Below are 18,078 nucleotides of genomic sequence, written 5' to 3'. Positions count from 1 at the left end.
GAGGGACACAACCCATGACTTCTGACTCCCACGCCAGGCGGCGTTTCCGGGGGGTGTTCGTCCGTCAGGGCGCGCCCAGCCGGGCCCGTCGGCGGATCGGGGCGGCGGTACGCATGCTGGCCGCGCTCGCGCTGGCCGGTGGCGTCTACACCGCGTTCGCGCCCGGCGCCTTCGCCGAGGACAACGGGCAGCAGCTCTCCGCCACCGCGCAGGAGGGCAAGCAGCTCTTCGACAACAGCTGCATCACCTGCCATGGACGCGACGCGCAGGGCGTTCCGGGCCGCGGCCCGAGCCTGATCGGCGTCGGTTCGGCCTCGGTCGAGTTCCAGGTGGGCACCGGCCGCATGCCGATGACCCGCCAGGAGTCGCAGGCGGAGGAGAAGAAGCCGCAGTTCGACAAGGACCAGACCAAGCAGCTGGCGCAGTACATCCAGGAGCTCGGTGGCGGCCCGCAGCTGCCGGCCGGTTCGCTGACCGAGGACCTCACCAGCAACCCCGACGCCCTGTCCAAGGGCGGGCAGCTGTTCCGGGTCAACTGCACCTCGTGCCACGGCTACGGCGGCGGGGGCGGCGCGCTCTCCTCGGGCAAGTGGGCGCCCAGCCTGCACAGCGCCTCGGCGGAGACGATCTACGCGGCCATGCTGACCGGTCCGCAGAACATGCCGGTGTTCGGCGACAACGAGCTCACGCCCGACCAGAAGCGCGAGATCATCACGTACGTCACCCAGCAGCTGCAGCAGGACAAGGACCCGGGCGGCGTGTTCAACCTCGGCCGCTACGGCCCGGTCACCGAAGGCATGGCGATCTTCGGGGTCGGCATGGTCATTCTGGTCTTCACGGCGCTCTGGATTGCGGGGAAGTCATGACGACTACGCACCACGACGATCCGTCGGCCGGCACCCAGCCGGTGGACGTCAACGACCCCCGGCTGTCCCGCTTCGAGATCCTCAAGGAAGGCGCCCGGCGCGACGAGATCGAGATCGTCACGTACGAGTCGCAGTTCCACGGGCACAACTCGAAGGCGGAGCGGCGGGTCGTCCGCAACATCGCGTTCCTGTTCCTGCTCTCCGGGCTGGCCGCGCTGGCGTTCCTGGTCGCCTACATCTGGTGGCCGTGGCGGTTCGAGCTCGGCAACTCGATCAACGACTACTACACGCCGGTCCTCGGCCTGACGCTCGGCATCTCGCTGTTCTCGCTCGGCTTCGCGATCCTCGCCTGGGCCAAGAAGCTGCTGCCGCACGAGGTGTCGATCCAGCAGCGGCACGACAAGCCGTCGCCCTCCGACGAGCAGCTGATCACCGGTCAGACCATGCTCTTCGTGGCCGACGAGCTGGGCGTGCAGCGCCGGCCGCTACTCAAGGGCGCGATCGGTCTCGGCCTGGCCCCGTTGGGCCTGGTCGCGGCCGCCCCGCTGATCGGCGGTCTGATCAAGAACCCGCACCAGCCCGACCGCGGCGAGGACCCGCCGCTGTTCCGCACCGGGTTCAGTCCGGCCGCCGGAGGTCAGCTGATCCGGCTGACCCGTGACGACGGCACGCCGATCCGCCCCGAGGACGTCAGCACCGGTGGTCAGATCACGGTCTACCCGGGCATCCCCGGCGGGGCGACGAACGAGTACGCCGACTCGCCGACCCTGCTGATCCACCTTCGTGACGACGCGGCCACGGCGGCGCGGGCCGCGGCCGACGGTGACGCACGTAACAAGGGCTTCATGTACGGCAACTACGTCGCGTACTCGAAGATCTGCACGCACGCCGGCTGCCCGGCGAGCCTCTACGAGCAGCAGACGAACCGCCTGCTCTGCCCGTGCCACCAGTCCCAGTTCAACCTCATCGCTAACGCACAGCCCATCTTCGGCCCGGCGACCCGGCGGCTGCCCATGCTGCCGCTTGCCGTGGACGCTGAGGGTTACTTCGTGGCAAAGTCCGACTACAAGGACACCGTCGGACCCGACTTCTGGGAGCGGCCATGAAGCGCCGGAAAGTCGACCTCGCCCAAGTGCCGGGCAACCTGGCCAAGGGCGTCGACGAGCGTTACCAGGCGGCGACCCCGCTCCGGGCCCTGCTCAACAAGGTCTTCCCGGACCACTGGTCGTTCCTGCTCGGTGAGATCGCGCTCTTCTCGTTCATCATTCTGCTGCTCACCGGCACCTTCCTGACCCTGTTCTTCGACCCGTCGATGAACGAGGTCACCTACAACGGTGCCTACCCGGCGCTGCGCGGCATCCCGATGTCCGCGGCGTACGACTCGACCCTGCACCTCTCGTTCGAGGTGCGCGGTGGTCTGTTCATGCGGCAGATGCACCACTGGGCGGCGCTGCTGTTCATGGCGTCGATCGTCATCCACATGGCCCGCATCTTCTTCACCGGCGCGTTCCGCAAGCCGCGTGAGGCCAACTGGGCCATCGGCGTCATCCTGTTCCTGCTCGGCTTCCTGGCCGGCTTCACCGGTTACTCGCTTCCCGACGACGGCCTCTCCGGCACCGGCCTGCGCATCGCCTCGGCGATCATGCTGTCGATCCCGGTGGCCGGCACGTGGATCTCGGCCTCGGTGTTCGGCGGCGAGTTCCCGGGCCACCTGATCATCGGGCGGTTCTACATCGCGCACGTCCTGCTGATTCCGGGCGGCCTGCTCGCGCTGATCAGCGTCCACCTGGGTCTGGTCTTCAAGCAGAAGCACACCCAGTGGCCGGGCCCGATGCGGACCAACACCAACGTCGTCGGCGAGCGCATGTTCCCGCGGTACGCGCTCAAGCAGGGCGGCTTCTTCATGAGCGTCTTCGGCGTGGTCGCGCTGATGGCGGGCCTGTTCCAGATCAACCCGATCTGGCTGTTCGGGCCGTACCGGGCGTCCGAGGTCTCCTCGGCGTCACAGCCCGACTGGTACGTGATGTTCATGGACGGCCTGGTCCGTCTGATGCCGAACTGGCAGATCTACATCCCGATCGGACAGGGCTACAGCATTCCGCCGCTGTTCTGGCCGGCGGTGGTCGGCCTGGGCGCGCTCACCACGGTCCCGATGTTCTATCCGTTCATCGAGGCCCGGCGCACCAAGGACAAGCGGATCCACAACCTGCTGCAGCGTCCCCGGGACAACCCGGAGCGCACCGGCATCGGCGCGATGGCGTTCACGTTCTTCCTGGTCGCCACCGTTTCCGGCGGCAACGACGTGATCGCCGACAAGTTCCACATCAGCCTCAACGCGATGACCTGGGCCGGCCGCATCGGCCTGCTGATCCTGCCGCCGCTGGCCTTCTACGTCTCGGTGCGGATCTGTCTCGGCCTGCAGCAGCACGACCGCGAGGTGCTGGCCCACGGGGTGGAGACCGGCATCATCCGGCGCCTGCCCAACGGCCAGTTCGTCGAGGTCCACCAGCCGCTCGGCCCGGTCGACGACCACGGGCACCCGCTGCCGATCGAGTACGGCGGCTGGGTCGTCCCGAAGAAGATGAACCGCATCGGTGCCCTGGCGCCGGCGGTCAAGGGCTTCTTCTTCCCGGTCGAGAAGCCGGCCGAGGCCCCGGTCTCGCCCGGCATGCCGCCGGTCTCCGCGCGCGAGGAGCGCGAAGAGATCACCTCCGGCCACTAGAGAGCCAGCACGAAGAAGGCCCCGCTCTGCCGAGAGCGGGGCCTTTCTCGTGTCCGGACTCAGTCGGCGTCGGGCAGGCCGATCGCGAAGGCGTCCTCGAGGTCGTGCTTGGAGTAGGCGCGGAAGGCGATGTGGGACTCGGTGCCGACCACGCCGGGCGTCTTCGAGATGCGGCCGGCGATCACGTCGGCGATCTCCTCGAAGCGGGCGACCCGGACGATCGCGATGAGGTCGACGTTGCCGGCCACGGAATAGACCTCGCTGACCCCGTCCAGGGCGGCGAGGGCCTCGGCGACCTCGGGGATCGAGTCGGTGGCACAGTCGATGTGCACGATCGCGGTGTTCACCTGGCGGGCTCCTCGGCTGTGCGGGGCGGATGGATGCTGACCATGCTATAGACCGGCACTCAACCGAAGGCGGGTACGGGCGCCAATCCGGGGGCGAAGATCGTGTCCTCGGCCGGTGCGGTGACCTCGGCGCCGGGCCAGACGACGCACCGGGTGATCGGCGCGGTCACGCGGGCGCCCGCGCCGACCACCGACGACGCGACCGGGGCGGTGATCTCGGCGTCGGCGGCGATCAGGTTGCCGTCGCCCGCCGCGTGCCGGTTGGCCGCCAGGTAGTCGGCGGGTGTGCCGGTGTCGATGTAGACCCCGTCGTACGCGATCAGCTCCAGATCTCCGGCCGCCTCCGCCGGGCGCCAGACCGTGCGTACGAGATCGGCCTTCGCCTCCTCGAGGCGCAGGAGGTAGCGCCAGGGGATCAGCGACAGGCCGGCGAAGCGCCGGCCGGAGAAGCCGCCGGTGTCGCCCGGCGGCACCGGCCTGGTCAGCATCCGCACCGAGTCGCCGCGCCAGCCGTCGAGCATCACCGCGACGTCCTTGCCCGGCTCGCGCGCCGGGTCGGCGAGGTAGCCGTCGGCGTTGCCGACCAGGGCGCCGCGCCCGTCGATCCAGCCGCGCAGGCGGGCGACGCCGCCGGAGGTGCCTAACGGCCCCGCCGGCTCCACCGACAGGTGGGCCCGGTCACCCACGTGCCGCACGATCTGTTCCTTGAGGTACGCGGCGTTGACCGCGACCGGCAATCCGAGCCCGTCGAAGCGCGCCAGGCCGCGATCGAGCAGGGCCACGTTGCCGACCGGGCACAGTGCCTTGGGCAGCACCTCGGTGAGCGGGCGCAGGCGTACGCCCTCGCCGGCCGCCAGCAGAACGCCGCAGACCTCGTTGATCATGACGCGTGCGGGCCCATGCCGAAGCGGCCGAGCAGGGCGGCGGTGCCGTAGGCCAGGCGGGGGAGTTCGTCGATCGGGAACCAGGCCGCCTCCAGCACCTCGCCGCCGTCCACCTTCAGCGGCGTGGTCGAGGCGGGCACCTCGGCGAACCAGATCGTGTCGACGACCCCCACGGTGTGCACGATCGCGTTGGGTACGCCGGGGGACAGGTCTTCCGGGTCGAGGCGGATGCCGGACTCCTCGAACAGCTCGCGGGCCGCTCCGGCGGCCGGGCGCTCGCGGTGCTTGAGGAGGCCGGCCGGTAGACCCCAGCCGGGGCCGGCCGGCTGACGCAACAGCAGCAGGCGGCCCGGGTCGCTCGCCTCGGAGTCCCGCACGATGGTGACCGCACCGACCACGTAGCGGGGGGCGATCAGCCGGACGATGCGCCGGCGCGCGGAACCCGGCAGCCGGTAGAACGTCCGGTAGGCGACGGCGCGGACCTGCCGAGGAAAATTCACTTCCCCAGGCTACCGAGGACTCAGTCGGGATGATCGACGAGGGCGATCAGCTGCTCGACCACCGCGTCCGGGTCGAGCGTGCGCTCGCAGACCGCGACCAGCATGGTCTCGAGGTCGGGGTAGCCCAGTTCCTCGGCCAGCCGGCGCAGCGGCACCTCGCTGGCCAGGCCGCGGTCGTGCTTGCGCAGGGTCAGCCCGATCGTCGCCCGGCCGAGCCGCACCTTGTCGGCGATGCTCATGCCGGGTTCGTTCTTGTCGTCGAAGTAGCGGTTGATCTGCATTTGCGCCTGGCTGGATTTCACGAACCCGAGCCATTCGCGCCGCGGGCCGCGGGGCGCGTTGGTCTCGGCCGCGTAATGCCCGTCGCCGTCGGCGAAGATCTCGACGACGTCGCCGTCGCGCAGCTGCGAGCTGAGCGGGGCCAGCCGGCCGTTGATCGTGGCGGCCAGGCACTGGTCGCCCTTCTGGGTGCTCAACTCGTAGGCCAGGTCCACCGGGGTCGAGCCGCCCGGCAGTTCGACCGAGTGGCCGTGGGCGAAGACGATGATCTGGCCCTCGGCCAGGTCGCAGCGCAGCGAGGCGAGGAACTGGCCGGCGTCGGTGTCCTGCTGCCAGTCGAGCACCCGGCGCAGCCAGGTCAGCTGGTCGGCCCCGGACGCCTCGGCGGTCTCCGCGTACTTCGGGTAGCGGTAGGTCGTGGCCACACCGTATTCGGAGTAGCGGTGCATCTGCTGGGTGCGGATCAGCACCTCGACCAGGCGGCCGTCGGGACCGGTCACCGTGGTGTGCAGCGAACGGTAGAGGTTGTTCTTGGGGGAGGCGATGAAGTCCTTGAAGCGGCCGGCCACCGGGCGCCACTGGCCGTGGATCGCCCCGAGCGCGGCGTAACAGTCGGTTTCGGGGCCGTCGACCACGACCGCGATGCGGGGCAGGTCGAGCGGGACGGCGTGGCCGCCGGCGACCGTGTCCTTCCAGATCGAGTAGTAGTGCCGGGGACGCGGGGTCACCTCGGCGTCGACCCGGGACCGGCGCAGGGCGGTGCGGGCCTTGGCGCTGACCTCGTTGAGGTATTCGTTCCAGCCGGGCCGGTTCTGCACGTGGTCGTCGATGCGCGCGTAGGAGTCCGGCTCGAGGTGGTAGAGCACCACGTCGTCGAGGTCGCGCTTGAGGGCCTGGATGCCGAGCCGGTCACAGAGCGGGACGAGCACGTCGAGCGTGGCGGTGGCGATGCGGGCGCGGGAGGCGGGGGAGCGGGCGTCGAGCGTGCGCATGTTGTGCAGCCGGTCGGCCAGCTTGATCACCAGGACGCGGACGTCCTTGCCGGCCGCCACGATCATCTTGCGGATCGTCTCGGCCTCGGCAACCTTGCCGTAGAACGCCTTGTCGAACTTGGTCACGCCGTCGACCAGGTGGGTCACCTCGGGTCCGAAGTCGCTGTTCAGCGCCTCCAGCGTGTATTGCGTGTCTTCCACCGTGTCGTGGAGCAGGGCGGCGACCAGGGTTGTCGTGTCCATGCCGAGCTCGGCACAGATCTGCGCGACCGCGACCGGGTGCGTGATGTAGGGATCGCCGGACTTGCGCATCTGACCGCGGTGCATGTTTTCCGCGATCACGTAGCTCCGGCGGAGCACGCCCGCGTCGGCCGACGGGTGGATGCTGCGGTGGGTGCGCGTCAGGACGGTGACGGGATCGTCGTCGTTGCCCTGAAAGCTCAGGAACGACCGGAGACGCTGCGTGAGCGTCTGATCGCCGGGTGAGGCCGGAAAGGCACGTCCAAGGGCGGCGCCGTGGCCGGCGTCGACGTCCACTGGACACCCCCTCACCGATTGTCCACCCGTCACGGCGAGTCACCGCTTGTGGACCACCTGGCAAATCGTTGTGAACTGCCCCGAATCCGCCCGGGCAATCCACTTGCCTTACAGCCTAAGCGAGCGAGCGTCATCCGAACGGTCAGTTACGGATGAGCGAACGGACGAGTCTTTGCCCGACGCCGCCCCTTCAGCCTTGCTGAGCAGGCTAGTAAACCGCGCGGCGCCACGAACCGGTGACACCCAGTCGCCAGAGGTTTCCACCAACCGGGTGTCGGGGCGTTCCAGCCACGCGAGGATCCGCTCGGTCTCCTCGGCCGAGGCGGCCGGCACCGGGCCCGGTCCGGGTAGGACCGTCTCGGCGGTCAGCCGGACCATGTCGAGGGTCGGCCGGGGGTGCTGATAGGGCGGCGAGGTGGCCGCCGCGGCGAGCCGGCCGTGCCGGACCACCGCGATCTCCCATCCGCCGATCTGATCGCGCCGGGCCGCGACCACTTCGGCCAGCCGGGTCACGGCGCTCAGCCGCTGCATGCGGACGGTCGCCCGGAGCAGTGCGATCAGCCGCGACCGGATCACCGCCGCCTCCTCGTAGCGCTGCCGGTCGGCCAGCACCTCGATGCGGTCCATCAGGGCCGACACCACCGGCTCGGGGTCGCCGGTGGTGGCCGTGCTGAACGGCAGGGCGGCGCGCAGCGCGTAGTCCTCCGGGGTGATCTTGTGTTCGCACGGGGCGGGGCATCGGCCGAGTTCGGCCAGCGCGCAGGCCGGGGTGATCGTGCGTACGGACAGGGTGTGGGTGCACTGCCGCAACGGGACGGCGTCGTAGACCCCGGCGGCCGCCAGTTCGGCCGTGCGCCGGGACGAGAACGGCCCCAGATAGGCCGCGCCGTCGTCGGCCAGCCGGCGCACCACCGACAACCGCGGATAGGCCTCCTCGGTCAGCTTGAGCCAGACCACCCGCTCCGGGTATTTGGACCGGCGGTTGTACGGCGGCGAGTGGGCCGCGATCAGCCGCAACTCGCGGACCTCGGCCTCCAGCGAATGGGCGCACTCCACCGCCTCGACCTTGGCCGCCGCGCCGAGCATCTCGGAGATGCGGGCCCGCTTCTCGCTGGCCGTGAAGTAGCTGCGCACGCGGGTCGCGATGTCCTTGGACGTGCCGACGTAGAGCGGCCGGTCGTCGGCGGCCCGGAACACGTAAACCCCGGGCACGTGCGGCAGGCCCTCGGCCAGGTGCTTCTGGCGGCGCTGGTTGGGCGTGACCGCCTTGGCGAACTCGATCGCGTCGCCCAGCGTGTGCACCCGGAAGCTGCCCAGCCGCTCGATCAGCCCGTGCAGCACGTCGACGGTCGCCTTGGCGTCGTCGAGCGCCCGGTGGGTGGGCTGCACCCGGGCGTGGAAGAAGTGGGCCAGGGTCGCCAGCTTGCGGTTGGGCACCTCGTCGCGGGTCAGCGCCCGCCGGGCCAGCGCCGCCGTGTCGAGGACCCGCGGCTGGGGCCACGGGTAGCCGTGCCGGGCGCAGGCCGCCTTGAGGAAGCCGACGTCATAGGGCGCGTTGTGGGCGACCAGGACCGAGCCGCGCAGGAACTCCAGCAGGGTCGGCAGCACCGACTCGATCGGCGGGGCGGGCGCCAGCATCGCCTCGGTGATGCCGGTCAGGACGGTGATGAACGGCGGGATCGGCTCGCCGGGGTTGACCAGGGTGCCGAACTCGCCGAGCTGCTCGCCGGACCGCACCTTGACCGCGCCGATCTCGGTGATGCCGGCGCCGTCGGCCGCGCCGCCGGTGGTCTCCAGGTCGAGGACCACGAAGGTCGTGTCGGCGAGCGACAGGGCGGCCGGTTCGACACTGCCGTCGGCACTCAGGAACGTGTCCAGAGTGCCCTGGACGTATGCGGGTTGTGCCACGGCGGGCAGATTAAAGCGGGGGTATGACAAGAACTGCGGCGTGCCCGGAAAAGATCACTTGCTTCCGCAAGCATTTCGGCAGCCCACGGTGGGAGAATAGGTAGATGTCCGCGCCGCTTCCGTTCGACGACCGCCCTGACGAGGAGGCGGCCGTCGACGCGGACTTCGTTCCCGAGCCGGTTCTGCCCGAGCCGGTCCGCCAGCGGATCACCGCGCTGGCCGCGGCCTCGCTGCCCGGCCTGCCGGCCGACGAGATCCCGGTCGCGCTGCGTCGGGTGGCCCGTTTCGCCCCCAATCGCCGGGCCCGGCTCGGCGGCCGCGAGATCGCCGCCCAGCTCGCCTCCGACCCGCTGTTCCGCCAGCGCATCGGCGCCCGCGTGATGACCGAGGCCGGCGACCTGGGCGCGGCCGTAACCGACGGCATGGCCCCGGCCGCCGCCGACCCGGTCGAAGTCGCCGCGCTGGCCTACCTGGGCCGTCCCGAGGGCTGGCGTGACCTGATCGACCAGGCCGGTGAGGCGGTCCGGGCCGAGGCCGACAGCGCCGCGGTGGCCGGCCAGGTGCGCGACGCCGAGCACCGGGCGGCGCGGGCCGAGCACGACCGGGCGGTCGCCCGGGTCGAGGCCGACAAGCTGCGCGATGAGCTGGCCCGGGTCCGCGAGGAACTGGGCCAGCTGCGCGAGGAGTACCGGGCCACCGGCAAGGCCCTGCGCGAGGCGCAGGCCGCGCAGAAGCGCGCGAGCGACCTGCTGGCCACCGAAAAGGGACGCGCGTCGCGCATCGCGGCCGACCACGAAGCCGAGGTACGCCGGTTGAAGACGCGACTGGCCGACGCGGAGGCCGCCGCCGCGACCGGGAAGCAGCAGGCCAAGGACGCGCGGGCGGTCGACGACGCCCGTCTGTGGCTGCTGCTCGAGACGATCGGGCAGGCCGCCTCCGGCCTGCGCCGCGAGCTGGCGCTCGGCCCGCAGGACCGCCTGCCCGCCGACTTCGTGGCCGACACCTCCGCCGACCGGCCGGGCTCGCCCGAGCGGTCCCGCGCCCGCGCTCAGGACACCGACGACCCGGGCCGGCTCGACCAGCTGCTCGCGCTGCCCCGCGCCCACCTGATCGTCGACGGCTACAACGTGACCAAGCGCGGCTTCGCCGAGATGTCGCTCGAGCAGCAGCGCAAGCGGCTGATCACGGGTCTGGGCGGCATCGCGGCGCAGACCGGCGACGAGATCACCGTGGTTTTCGACGGAGCCGAGCGGGTGCACGGCTTGCCGCCGGCTCCCCGGGGCGTACGCGTGCTCTTCTCCCACAAGGGCGACACCGCCGATGAGCTGATCCGTCAGCTGGTCCGGGCCGAGCCGCCCGGCCGGCCGATCGTGGTCGTGTCCTCCGACCGCGAGGTGGCCGACGGGGTGCGCCGGCACGGGGCCTATCCGATGGGTGCCGACTCCCTTTTGCGCCGCCTGGCCAGGTCCTGAGGCTTTTTGTCATACCCCCCTCCTAGCTTGGTGGTTACCAACGAAGGAGGAGTGATGATCGTCGACTGCGGTCGTTGTCCCGACCAGGGTCACTGCACTGGCTGTCTGATCGGCACGCTGCTCGACACCCCCGACGGCATCGCCGACCTGACCGCCGGCGAGCTCAAGGCGATCGAGGTCTTCGAGCTGGCCGGCTTCGAGGTCGAGCTGCTCGAGACCCCGGAAGCGCCGGTGGTGGTCCCGGTCCCGCTGTTCCCGCGCCGCCGCGACGTGGCCTGAGACTCGCTCACTAAGATGGTCCGATGACGACGCGGGGCTGGGCCGGCCTGGTGCTGGCCGTTTTGCTGGTCGCGCTCGCCGTCTTCGCGGCGGTGACGATTCCGTGGCACCGCGCGCCGGCGCCCCGGGCCGACCAGGTGGCGTCGCTCGAGTCGCTGCCGCGTGCTCAGGTGGCCCGGGCCCGGGAGTTCCACTCCGCGCTGCGCCCCGGGTCGTACGGTTCGATGGCGATCGGCCTCATCGGGGCTCTGCTGCTCGGGCTGACGCCGCTCGGCGCCAAGCTCGTCGCGCTGGCCGGCCGGCCGTTCGGGGGCAACTGGATCGCCGAGGCGGTGCTCGGCGGGCTCGCCGTGGTGCTGGTCGTCGAGATCGTCACGCTGCCGTTCGCGGCCTGGCGGCACGTCATCGTCGTCCGCTACGGCATCTCCACCCAGTCGTGGGGTGCCTGGGCGGTCGACCTGGTCAAATCGTTCGCGGTCGGCGCGGTCATCGGCGGCCTGGCGCTGCTCGGCTTCTACGCGATCGTGCACTTCGCGCCCCGGCTCTGGTGGGCGTTCGGGGCGGTCGGCGCGGCGGCCCTGGTCGTGCTGATGTCGTTCATCCTGCCGGTGCTGGTCGAGCCGATCTTCAACAAGTTCACGCCGATGGCCGACGGCCCGCTGCGATCCGAGCTGATCGCGCTGGCCGCCCGCGACGGGGTGCCGGTGCGCGACGTGCTGGTCGCCGACGCGTCCCGCCGCACCCGGGCGGTCAACGCCTACGTCTCGGGGCTCGGCCCGACCCGGCGCATCGTCGTCTACGACACCATGCTGACCGAGGCCACGCCCGACGAGGTGGTGTCGGTGGTCGCCCACGAACTCGGCCACGCCAAGGACAACGACGTGCTGACCGGCACCGTGATCGGCGCGCTCGGCACGGCGGCCGCGGTGATCGCGATCTACCTGCTCGGCTCGTGGGGCGGCCTGCTGCGCCTGGCCGGCATCGACACGATCGGCGAGCCCCGTGGCATCGGCCTGCTGGTCGCCGTGTCCACGCTGGCCGGCCTGCTCGCCGGCCCGGCACAGGGCTTCGTCTCGCGGCGCATCGAGGCCCGCGCCGACACCCACGCGCTGGTGCTGACCGGTGACCCGGCCACGTTCGAGGCCATGCAGCGCCGCCTCGGCACGGTCAACCTCTCCGACCCCGACCCCCCGGCCTGGGAATACCTGATGTCCGCCTCCCACCCGTCCACGGTGGAACGCATGGCCGCCGCGCGAGCCTTCGCCCGGGCCCACCCGAAGGCGACCCGCTGATGGGGCGCACCCTGCTCGTCACGAACGACTTCCCGCCCCGGCCCGGGGGCATCCAGCAGTTCGTGCACAACCTCGCGGTCCGGCAGCCGGCCGGTTCGCTCGTCGTCTACGCGTCGACCTGGAAGGGGTCGGACGCGTTCGACGCCGAGCAGCCGTTCGAGGTGGTGCGCGAGTCGACCGGGGTGCTGCTGCCGACCCCGGCGGTCGCCAAGCGGGCGGCCGAACTCGCCCGCGCACATGACTGCGACCGGGTGTGGTTCGGGGCGGCGGCCCCGCTCGGGCTGCTCGCCGACGGCCTGCGGCGGCGGGCCGGGGTCGAGCGGGCGGTCGCGATCACCCACGGCCACGAGATCGGCTGGGCCGCCCTTCCCGGCGCCCGCAGCCTGCTGCGGCGCATCGCCCGGGGCAACGACGTGGTGACCTACCTCGGCGACTACCAGCGGGTGCGCCTGCAGCGCGCCCTCGGCGGCCGCACCTCGCTGGAGCGGCTGGCCCCGGGCGTCGACGTCGACAAGTTCCATCCGGGCGTCGACGGCTCCGCGGTCCGTGCGCGCCACGGCCTCACCGGCCGTCCGGTGATCGTCTGCGTCTCCCGCCTGGTGCCGCGCAAGGGCCAGGACATGCTGATCCGGGCCCTGCCGGCCGTGCGCCGCCGGGTCCCCGGCGCGGCGTTGCTGCTGGTCAGCGGCGGACCCTACCGGCCGAAGCTCGAGCGCCTGGCGCGCGAGCAGGGCGTCGAGTCCGATGTGGTGTTCACCGGTTCGGTCCCCTGGGCCGAACTGCCCGAGCACTACGCGGCCGGCGACGTCTATGCGATGCCGTGCCGCACCCGGGCCGCGGGCCTCGACGTCGAGGGCCTGGGCATCGTCTACCTGGAGGCCTCGGCGACCGGCCTGCCGGTGGTCGGCGGCGACTCGGGCGGCGCCCCCGACGCGGTCCGCGAGGGCGAGACGGGCTACGTGGTCGGCGGCCGGGACGTGGCGGCCCTGTCGGCCCGCCTGATCGACCTGCTCACCGACGAGTCGCGCGCCAAGGCGATGGGCGAGGCCGGCCGCGCCTGGGTCGAGAAGGAGTGGCAGTGGCCCACCCAGGCGGCCCGACTGGCGTCGCTGCTCGCCGGCTCCGCAGCGTGAGTGAATCGCGACCGTCCGATAGCAGACAGACTGGCCGCACCACAAAGGCATAGAAAGACGGCAGAGCTTCTGGTCCGGCTGCCCGACGCGGCCGGTTGCGCCGGTTGCGCCGATTCGCCGATTCGCCGCGGGCAACCCGACCCCCTGAACGGCACCGCCGCCCGAACGCCCGCATGAGGCGAGGAGCTCCCACCGAGGTCCCCCGAGACGGAGCCGCTGATGCCGCAGTCCGCCGACGCCTCCTCCACCGAATCAATCACCCCGCGCCCGCCCAGCCCGTCCAGCCCGCCGCCCGCGCCCACCCCGTCTGGGGTGGGGGTCAGTGAAGCAGCCGGGTCCGACAATTTTTCCTCGCCGTCCACAGGCGCCCCGCCGCCCACCCCCACCCCGTCCTGGGTGGGGCAGAGTGAACCACCCGGGTCCGACAATTCCGGGCCGTTGTCCACCGGTGAGGACGGGGCCGAGCTCACGCTGCCCTACTGGCTGACCTCGACCGAGGAGGCGGCCAACACGACGTTCTTCACGATGCTCCGGCGCCTGCCCAAACTGCTCCGGGAAGCCTGGCTTCTCGCCTGGCGGGCCAGCCGGCTGACCACGGTCCTCGTCGTGGTCTCCCAGATTTTCGGCGGGGTGGCCAGCGCGGTCGGGCTGATCAGCGTGGTCGGCGTCTTCAACGGGCTGCTCCAGGAGGGGCCGACCCCCGAGCGCGTCCGGGCCGCCGTACCGTCGCTGCTGCTGCTCATCGGGGCCGCCGGCGTCCGCGGAGCCCTCACCTCGGCCGCCGCCGCGGCCAACGGCCGCCTCGCGCCGCTGGTCTATCAGGCCGCCGAGATGCGGCTGCTCGACCTCACCACCCAGGTCGACCTCTCCACCTTCGACGATCCGCAGTGGCGGGACGCGATGGAGCGCGCCCGCGACCGGGGCATCGCCGCCGCCGAGCAGCTGGTGAACCAGGCGATCGATCTGGCGACCAACGTGATCGGGCTGGTCGCGGCGGCCGGGGTGCTGGCGGCACTGCACCCGGTCCTGCTGCCGCTGCTGGTGCTGACCGTGGTGCCGGTCGGCTGGGCGGCGGTGCGGTCGGCGCGGCTCGGGCATCGGCGGGTGCTGCGGCTGATCGCGGTCTGGCGCCGGCAGCGGATGCTCGCCGAGTTACTGGCGGCCCGCGAGCCGGCGCCCGAGCTGCGGGCGTTCACGCTGCGCGGGTTCCTGCTCGGCGAGGTGCGCCGGCTGCTGCGGATCTCGACCGACGAGGAGATCCGGGTCGCTCAGCGGCAGGTGCGCACGACCCTGGTCGGCACGGTGCTCAGTTCGGGCGCGACCGGAGTCACCTACGCGACCCTGCTGTGGCTGTTGTGGACGGGACGGATGGCCTTGGCCGCGGGCGGCGCCGCCGCGTACGCGATCAACATGGGAATCGGGAAGCTGAGCGAGATCGCTTTCACCGCCAACCGGGTTTTTGAGCATGGCCTCTACTTCGCCGATTTCCAGGGCTTCTGCGAGCTCTCTCAGGAACGGGCGGAGCCGAAGGCCGGCGCCGAAGCGCCGCCCGCCTTCGGCGAGATCACGGTCGACAACGTCACCTTCCGCTATCCGGATGCGGAGCGCCCGGCCGTACGCGACGTGACCATGACCCTGCGTCGCGGCGAGGTGGTCGCGCTGGTCGGCGAGAACGGTTCCGGCAAGTCGACGATGGCCGCCCTGCTCGCCGGCCTCTATCGGCCGCAGGAGGGCACGATCCGCTGGGACGGGGTCGATCTTTCGCAGCAGGACCCCGAAACCGTACGGGAGCGGGTGGCCGTGGTCATGCAGGAACCGACCCGCTGGCCGCTCTCGGCCCGTGCCAACATCACGATCGGCCGGCACGCCCGCCCGGTGGCCGAGACCGACGTGCACGGCGCGGCCCGGGCCGGCGACGCCCACGACTTCGTGATGGAGCTGGCCCGGCAGTACGAGACGCTGTTGTCCCGCCATTTCACCGACGGCGCCGACCTGTCCGGCGGGCAGTGGCAGCGCCTGGCGGTCAGCCGCGCCTTCTATCGCGACGCCCCGCTGCTGATTTGCGACGAGCCGACCGCCAACCTCGACGCGCGGGCCGAGCACGACGTCTACCAGCGGCTGCGGGAGCTGGCGGCGGGCCGTACGGTCGTCCTGATCACCCACCGCATGGCCAGCGTCCGCGAGGCCGACCGCATCTACGTGTTCGACCACGGGGCGGTCGCCGAGGAGGGCGACCACGACACCCTGATGGCGGCGGGTGGCATCTACGCCCAGCTGTTCACGCTCCAGGCGAGCGCGTACGCCTAGACCGCCTGCTTCCGGATCCAGCTGACGCACCCCTGGTCGACGACCGGGAACGGCTTGTCGAACGCGCGCTCGGACGCGTCGTCGAGGCTGTATCCCTGCTGGAGCACCGCCTTGACGAAGTCGAAGAGTGCGGGCTGGCCGTACGTCCGGGCCATGCAGTCGACGGCCAGCTGGCCGAGGCCGTAGAAGGCGTCGACCCGAAGGCTCGAAGCGTCCTGGTCCAGGGGTGGCAGGGCGATCGTCGCCGGTGGCTCCACGGCGAGGACGACCCGCACACTGCGTATCCGCGCGCCGCTGCGGGCCGGGTTGGGCCACGAGCCGATCCACTCGGCGATGCCCTCGGCGAGCCACTGGTCGTAGCGGGGCGGGTCGGCACCGTCGAGGGTGACCACGTGACCCATCTCGTGCCGGACCGTGATCGGCAGCCAGTCGCGGTCGTCGCCGATCTGGCTCATCCGCAGTACGACGTCGACGCCGTAGCCGTTGAGCGGCATCGCGTAGCCGATCGCGTTGTCCCCGGCCATGCCGTCGTACCAGGTGTTCCAGGCGTGGTCGTCGGCCAGGTAGACGTGGTAGCGGGTCTGGGTGGTGCCCAGGTAGACGGCGAACCGGTCGTTGAGCGTCGCCGACCGTTCGGCGATGCTGAGCACGCGGTCGAGGTTGCCGGCCTGGCTGGGCGGCCCGGCCACGGTGACCCGGGGGCCGTGCCGGATGACCAGCGGGCCGTCCTCCCACGGCGGGTGCACGAGCCCGTCCGGCTGGTCGAGCGGGATCATCTCGGTGATCACCTGCCGGCCGCCGGACCGCTCGATCGTGAGGCGCTGGTGTGCGTCGGGCGCATCGCGGCTGGTGCCGCCGATGACGCAGGTGGTGAAGCAGTAGGCGATGTTCGCGTCGACGGTCAGCGTGGTCCCGGACGGGTCCGAGAGCAGTTCCGGGCGATAGGCGAACTCGGTGACGCCGAGACCGCGCAGCGCCCGGAACATGGTGCGGTACCGCGGCCGCAGGGCGGGGGTGACCGCGTCGGCCCAGCCCTTCTCGTCGCCGGTCGTCAGCGCGCGGGCCTGGTCCTGCAGCATCAGGCTCGCCCGGTCGAAGAGCGACGGCCGCGGGGCGCCGGCCGCCAGCCCGGCACCCCAATGGCGACCGCTCCCCGGGAACGGGAGGACCACGACCAGGACCAGCGCGACGAGCACGCTGCCGATCGCGCGGCCACGCCTGTTGATCATGCCGGGCATCCAACCAAAATTCCGGCGCCGCGGAAGACCCGGGCGGCAAAAGCCGCTAACCGACGGTCTCGGCCACTTCGGCCGGGTGCGGCGGCGCCGGCTCCGTCGCGGTCCGGGTCATTTTCCGTACGCCCGGAACCGCCAGTTGTGACAGGGCGGACAGGAGGAGAACGGCGGCGCAGGCGACCAGCACGCGGTTGATGCCGTACGCCTGGGAGAGCGGCCCGGCCAGCGCGTTCCCGATCGGCATCGCCAGGAACGAGGTCAGATAGTCCCAGGACGCGACTCGCCCGAGCGCCCGATGCGGCACGTGGTCCTGGATCGCGGTCTCCCAGGCCACGTCGAAGAAGAACAGGCCGGCGTAGCCGATCACCGCCCCGGCCAGGACCGCGGTGAGGGCGGCCGGCCACACGTACGCCAGAGCCCAGACCGGCATCAGCGTGAGCGTGAGCCAGCCGGCCCGGAGCGGGTGCCGGGGCCGGAAGCGGAGGCCGAGGCCGGCGCCGAGGAACCCGCCGAGGCCCTCGGCCGAGGCGATGAAGCCGGCCGCCGACGCTCCGCCGAGGCGCTGGATGGCCACCACCTGCACGAGGACGAGGATCACGCCGTTGGCGATGTGGTAGGTCGTGGCCGCGAACAGCCCGCCGACCAGCCAGTCGCGCTTGCTGATCTCGCGCCAGCCGGCCCGCATCTCGGTGAGCATCGACTCGTGGGGTCCACGCTCGGCGCGCACCCGCAGCAGCAGCGCGGCCGCCATCGAGGCGAGGAAGCTGGCCGCGTTGACCGCGAACCCGGCCGGGGCGCCGAACGCGGCCACGGTGACACCGCCGAGGGCCGGGCCGACCACCGAACTGCCGGTCTGCAGCATGCTGAGCGTCGCGTTGGCCTGCTGACGCCGCTCGGCCGGCACCAGCAGAGGTTTGAGGGCGCTCATCGCCGGGCTGAAGAAGGAGCCCGCCCCGGCCGAGATCGCGGCGACCGTGCAGAGCAGGGCCAGGTGGTAGCCGTGGCCGAGGAACATCACGGCCAGCGCGCCCGCGCCGAACAGGCGCACCACGTCGGAGCCGACCATGACGTGCTGCGGCTGGAGCCGGTCGGCCCACACCCCGCCGAACAGCGAGCAGATCAGCATGGCGACGACCGAGGAAGCCATCACGAGGCCGAGGTCGCCGGCGCCGCCGCCCGCCTTGACCACGGCGACGGCCAGCGCGACGGTCTGGAAGCCGTTGCCGACCCAGGAGAGCGTCTGGCCGGTGGCGAGCAGGCGGAAGTCGGAAAGCATGACTACAAACTAATTCATCGTCTAACTATTCACAATCTAAAAGTCAGAT

Annotated in this window: 15 protein-coding genes; 8 read left to right on the top strand and 7 right to left on the bottom strand. The window is 71.5% G+C overall.

All coding sequences use genetic code 11. The annotated features are described in order from the left end of the window. Window positions 1–14: 14 nt before the first annotated feature. Genes ACIA5C_RS28180 through ACIA5C_RS28170 form a run of 3 tightly spaced genes read left to right on the top strand, consistent with a single transcriptional unit; the run spans window position 15 to window position 3,588 of the window. Complete coding sequence (locus ACIA5C_RS28180) at window positions 15–866, top strand: c-type cytochrome (protein WP_396059797.1); 852 nt, start codon at window positions 15–17, stop codon at window positions 864–866. Continuing rightward, window positions 863–1,972, top strand: coding sequence for a ubiquinol-cytochrome c reductase iron-sulfur subunit (locus ACIA5C_RS28175; protein WP_396059795.1), 1,110 nt, complete (start codon window positions 863–865; stop codon window positions 1,970–1,972). The genes ACIA5C_RS28180 and ACIA5C_RS28175 overlap by 4 nt, the downstream gene beginning before the upstream one ends. Next, window positions 1,969–3,588 (top strand): cytochrome bc complex cytochrome b subunit, encoded by a 1,620-nt coding sequence (locus ACIA5C_RS28170; protein ID WP_396059793.1) that lies wholly within the window; start codon window positions 1,969–1,971, stop codon window positions 3,586–3,588. The genes ACIA5C_RS28175 and ACIA5C_RS28170 overlap by 4 nt, the downstream gene beginning before the upstream one ends. A gap of 59 nt (window positions 3,589–3,647) precedes the next feature. On the opposite strand, the gene ACIA5C_RS28165 is transcribed toward ACIA5C_RS28170, so the two are convergent. The 5 genes from ACIA5C_RS28165 to ACIA5C_RS28145 all read right to left on the bottom strand — a co-directional run bounded on the left by ACIA5C_RS28165 (window position 3,648) and on the right by ACIA5C_RS28145 (window position 9,035). Next, a complete protein-coding gene (locus ACIA5C_RS28165; protein ID WP_396059791.1) occupies window positions 3,648–3,935 on the bottom strand; it encodes an Lrp/AsnC family transcriptional regulator in 288 nt (95 codons plus the stop codon). Window positions 3,936–3,994: 59 nt separating this feature from the next. Beyond that, the gene (locus ACIA5C_RS28160) at window positions 3,995–4,819 is read right to left on the bottom strand and encodes a sugar phosphate nucleotidyltransferase (protein WP_396059789.1); all 825 of its coding nucleotides are present in this window, start codon (window positions 4,817–4,819) and stop codon (window positions 3,995–3,997) included. Further along, window positions 4,816–5,319 carry an NUDIX hydrolase gene (locus ACIA5C_RS28155; protein ID WP_396059787.1) on the bottom strand — a complete coding sequence of 168 codons (504 nt, stop codon included), beginning with the start codon at window positions 5,317–5,319 and terminating at the stop codon, window positions 4,816–4,818. Before ACIA5C_RS28155 ends, ACIA5C_RS28160 begins: the two co-directional genes overlap by 4 nt. A gap of 20 nt (window positions 5,320–5,339) precedes the next feature. Then, window positions 5,340–7,127 (bottom strand): RelA/SpoT family protein, encoded by a 1,788-nt coding sequence (locus ACIA5C_RS28150; protein ID WP_396059785.1) that lies wholly within the window; start codon window positions 7,125–7,127, stop codon window positions 5,340–5,342. A 108-nt stretch (window positions 7,128–7,235) separates the two neighbouring features. Next, a complete protein-coding gene (locus tag ACIA5C_RS28145; RefSeq protein ID WP_396059783.1) occupies window positions 7,236–9,035 on the bottom strand; it encodes a DEDD exonuclease domain-containing protein in 1,800 nt (599 codons plus the stop codon). 104 nt (window positions 9,036–9,139) lie between these two features. Between ACIA5C_RS28145 and ACIA5C_RS28140 the strand changes: the two genes are divergently transcribed. The 5 genes from ACIA5C_RS28140 to ACIA5C_RS28120 all read left to right on the top strand — a co-directional run bounded on the left by ACIA5C_RS28140 (window position 9,140) and on the right by ACIA5C_RS28120 (window position 15,518). Then, window positions 9,140–10,507, top strand: coding sequence for an NYN domain-containing protein (locus tag ACIA5C_RS28140; protein WP_396059781.1), 1,368 nt, complete (start codon window positions 9,140–9,142; stop codon window positions 10,505–10,507). 54 nt (window positions 10,508–10,561) lie between these two features. Then, window positions 10,562–10,786, top strand: coding sequence for a hypothetical protein (locus ACIA5C_RS28135; RefSeq protein WP_396059779.1), 225 nt, complete (start codon window positions 10,562–10,564; stop codon window positions 10,784–10,786). Window positions 10,787–10,809: 23 nt separating this feature from the next. Then, the gene (locus ACIA5C_RS28130) at window positions 10,810–12,078 is read left to right on the top strand and encodes a M48 family metallopeptidase (RefSeq protein WP_396059777.1); all 1,269 of its coding nucleotides are present in this window, start codon (window positions 10,810–10,812) and stop codon (window positions 12,076–12,078) included. Further along, complete coding sequence (locus tag ACIA5C_RS28125) at window positions 12,078–13,211, top strand: glycosyltransferase family 4 protein (RefSeq protein ID WP_396059775.1); 1,134 nt, start codon at window positions 12,078–12,080, stop codon at window positions 13,209–13,211. Before ACIA5C_RS28130 ends, ACIA5C_RS28125 begins: the two co-directional genes overlap by 1 nt. A gap of 438 nt (window positions 13,212–13,649) precedes the next feature. Further along, the gene (locus ACIA5C_RS28120) at window positions 13,650–15,518 is read left to right on the top strand and encodes an ABC transporter ATP-binding protein (RefSeq protein WP_396059773.1); all 1,869 of its coding nucleotides are present in this window, start codon (window positions 13,650–13,652) and stop codon (window positions 15,516–15,518) included. On the opposite strand, the gene ACIA5C_RS28115 is transcribed toward ACIA5C_RS28120, so the two are convergent. Together ACIA5C_RS28115 and ACIA5C_RS28110 are read right to left on the bottom strand one after the other, a co-directional pair. Then, window positions 15,515–16,747, bottom strand: a complete 1,233-nt coding sequence (locus ACIA5C_RS28115; RefSeq protein WP_396059771.1) for a hypothetical protein — start codon at window positions 16,745–16,747, stop codon at window positions 15,515–15,517. The genes ACIA5C_RS28120 and ACIA5C_RS28115 overlap by 4 nt on opposite strands. Window positions 16,748–16,802: 55 nt before the next feature. Continuing rightward, the gene (locus ACIA5C_RS28110) at window positions 16,803–18,029 is read right to left on the bottom strand and encodes an MFS transporter (RefSeq protein ID WP_396059769.1); all 1,227 of its coding nucleotides are present in this window, start codon (window positions 18,027–18,029) and stop codon (window positions 16,803–16,805) included. Window positions 18,030–18,078: the final 49 nt, after the last annotated feature.

Origin of the sequence: Actinoplanes sp. NPDC051343 (genome assembly GCF_044455125.1) — a bacterium.
GTDB lineage: Bacteria > Actinomycetota > Actinomycetes > Mycobacteriales > Micromonosporaceae > Actinoplanes.
Note: the sequence above shows the minus strand (reverse complement) of the source record. Positions and strands in the feature narration are given on the sequence as shown.

What these genes read in the sequence shown, in the direction of transcription:
- ACIA5C_RS28180 (WP_396059797.1), top strand. Translation starts at nt 15, where the DNA reads ATGACTTCTGACTCCCACGCCAGGCGGCGTTTCCGGGGGGTGTTCGTC.
- ACIA5C_RS28175 (WP_396059795.1), top strand. Translation starts at nt 863, where the DNA reads ATGACGACTACGCACCACGACGATCCGTCGGCCGGCACCCAGCCGGTG.
- ACIA5C_RS28170 (WP_396059793.1), top strand. Translation starts at nt 1,969, where the DNA reads ATGAAGCGCCGGAAAGTCGACCTCGCCCAAGTGCCGGGCAACCTGGCC.
- ACIA5C_RS28160 (WP_396059789.1), bottom strand. Translation starts at nt 4,819, where the DNA reads ATGATCAACGAGGTCTGCGGCGTTCTGCTGGCGGCCGGCGAGGGCGTA.
- ACIA5C_RS28140 (WP_396059781.1), top strand. Translation starts at nt 9,140, where the DNA reads ATGTCCGCGCCGCTTCCGTTCGACGACCGCCCTGACGAGGAGGCGGCC.
- ACIA5C_RS28135 (WP_396059779.1), top strand. Translation starts at nt 10,562, where the DNA reads ATGATCGTCGACTGCGGTCGTTGTCCCGACCAGGGTCACTGCACTGGC.
- ACIA5C_RS28130 (WP_396059777.1), top strand. Translation starts at nt 10,810, where the DNA reads ATGACGACGCGGGGCTGGGCCGGCCTGGTGCTGGCCGTTTTGCTGGTC.
- ACIA5C_RS28125 (WP_396059775.1), top strand. Translation starts at nt 12,078, where the DNA reads ATGGGGCGCACCCTGCTCGTCACGAACGACTTCCCGCCCCGGCCCGGG.
- ACIA5C_RS28115 (WP_396059771.1), bottom strand. Translation starts at nt 16,747, where the DNA reads ATGATCAACAGGCGTGGCCGCGCGATCGGCAGCGTGCTCGTCGCGCTG.
- ACIA5C_RS28110 (WP_396059769.1), bottom strand. Translation starts at nt 18,029, where the DNA reads ATGCTTTCCGACTTCCGCCTGCTCGCCACCGGCCAGACGCTCTCCTGG.